Annotated in this window: 3 protein-coding genes; 2 read left to right on the forward strand and 1 reads right to left on the reverse strand. The window is 51.4% G+C overall.

Annotated elements, in window-relative coordinates:
• Nucleotides 1-90 precede the first annotated feature (90 nt).
• Nucleotides 91-312 (forward strand): hypothetical protein, encoded by a 222-nt coding sequence (locus F2P46_RS35765; RefSeq protein WP_166899259.1) that lies wholly within the window; start codon nt 91-93, stop codon nt 310-312.
• Here F2P46_RS35765 and F2P46_RS35770 read toward each other — a convergent pair.
• A complete protein-coding gene (locus F2P46_RS35770; protein WP_368737994.1) occupies nt 309-755 on the reverse strand; it encodes a helix-turn-helix domain-containing protein in 447 nt (148 codons plus the stop codon). The genes F2P46_RS35765 and F2P46_RS35770 overlap by 4 nt on opposite strands.
• A 265-nt stretch (nt 756-1,020) precedes the next feature.
• Here F2P46_RS35770 and F2P46_RS35775 point away from each other — a divergent pair, with 265 nt between their 5' ends.
• Nucleotides 1,021-1,332 carry a hypothetical protein gene (locus F2P46_RS35775; RefSeq protein WP_166899262.1) on the forward strand — a complete coding sequence of 104 codons (312 nt, stop codon included), beginning with the start codon at nt 1,021-1,023 and terminating at the stop codon, nt 1,330-1,332.
• Nucleotides 1,333-1,453: the final 121 nt, after the last annotated feature.

Consider the following 1,453-nt stretch of genomic DNA (forward strand, 5'->3'; position numbering starts at 1 on the left):
TAGTTAACTTCGGTTGCCATGAACCCTACGCTCTGGCACAGTGTCACTACAGTTTCCATGTTGTAACATTATTGTTAGCAGATTAATACCATGTCCACCCAAAGCGCCGCTCAATTGAATCTACCAGAACCAGAAGTGCCCATCGAAAACGCCTCGTCGCACCAGGCGCGCAATGTCTTGATGGGTTTGTTCGACTCCACCTCGACCGCGTCAAAAGCGTATCTGTTGAACGTCGCGCGTTCACTCGCCATCGCAGATACCATCGCCGCCTTGTCGGCCACCATGCCACTCCGGAACGGCAATTGCGGCTAGTCCAAAGCTGCACCTTTTTCGGGTAATTTTTCTGATGACAGTTTCTCGGCATGCGTCGATGAGATCATCATCTGGTGTTGGCCTTGCTCCGTCGACTCGCGAAAGTTTGTCAGCAGCTTGGCTTCGAGCGGCTTGACGTACATCAGGATAAGGGAATCTTCGGTTGGTGGTGGACGTACCGTAGGCGTGCCGAATTTGAGGTATTCCGGGGTCACATTAAGGAATTCTGCCGCTAAGTCTAAGGCCCTGTCTCGCGGGAACTGGGTGCCTGTGAGCCACTTGCTGACGGCTTGCGGGACCACCTGCGCGTATCGCGCAAGCTCCGACGCATTGCCGCCATTTTTTCGCTGCAACGCCTCCCGAAGGCGCTGGGTGCGATCAGGGGCGTTTTTTTGCACATTTGTCATTTTTATATTTTTACCAAAATAATTTCTTAAAACCACTAAATGCAATAATTTATTGTAAAATCAGGCGAAAAACTGTAATATTTTGTTAAATTATTTATTTTTGGCAATAATGTTTGAAGTCGAGAAAACTGAAACTGACATTGCGGTGCAGTCGGGTAGCACGCAGTCCGCACGCGCCAAGCTTGTTGCACGTGGCGGAAAAGTTACTCGCCAAGCTCGACACGGATCTTTTCGACCATCTCATTCTTGCCTACCGCCGGTACTTTATCAATTTTTTACCCATGCAGCATAGGATTTCTCCATGCCTAACAGCTTCGCCATGGATACGGACCCGTCCGACGCCGAGTTTAGCAAGAGTGAACTGGCCGACCTGGCCCAAGTATCCCCGGAAATTACCGACCAGTCACGCAAGAATTTTACGACAATCTTGCATTTTATCAATAAAGCAACGGCTACCGCTATTGCGGACCGAATGGGTATGCACGAATCGTCCATTTCTCGTGCGAAATCGGGCGGGCAGCTCAATTACTGCGCGCGTTTGCTCGCAGCGGCCGGGCTCAAGGTCGTGCCCGTCGACGCCATTGTCTACCTGCAACCGGACGAGTACCGATGAAAACCTAGTGCCCCGCAGTTGACCTCCTAATCGAGGCCGCTGACATGAAGTGCGCAAGTCTGCATTTTTAGCGGACGGCGTTGTGCCGCCCCTACTGTCTGTCCGTGTGACCGGAAACATG

The organism is Massilia sp. CCM 8734 (genome assembly GCF_011682155.1).
Classification (GTDB): Bacteria; Pseudomonadota; Gammaproteobacteria; order Burkholderiales; family Burkholderiaceae_D; genus Telluria_A; species Telluria_A rubra.

Excerpts from the sequence above, each read along its gene's own strand:
- F2P46_RS35775 (WP_166899262.1), top strand. The coding sequence starts at position 1,021 with ATGCCTAACAGCTTCGCCATGGATACGGACCCGTCCGACGCCGAGTTT.
- F2P46_RS35765 (WP_166899259.1), top strand. The coding sequence starts at position 91 with ATGTCCACCCAAAGCGCCGCTCAATTGAATCTACCAGAACCAGAAGTG.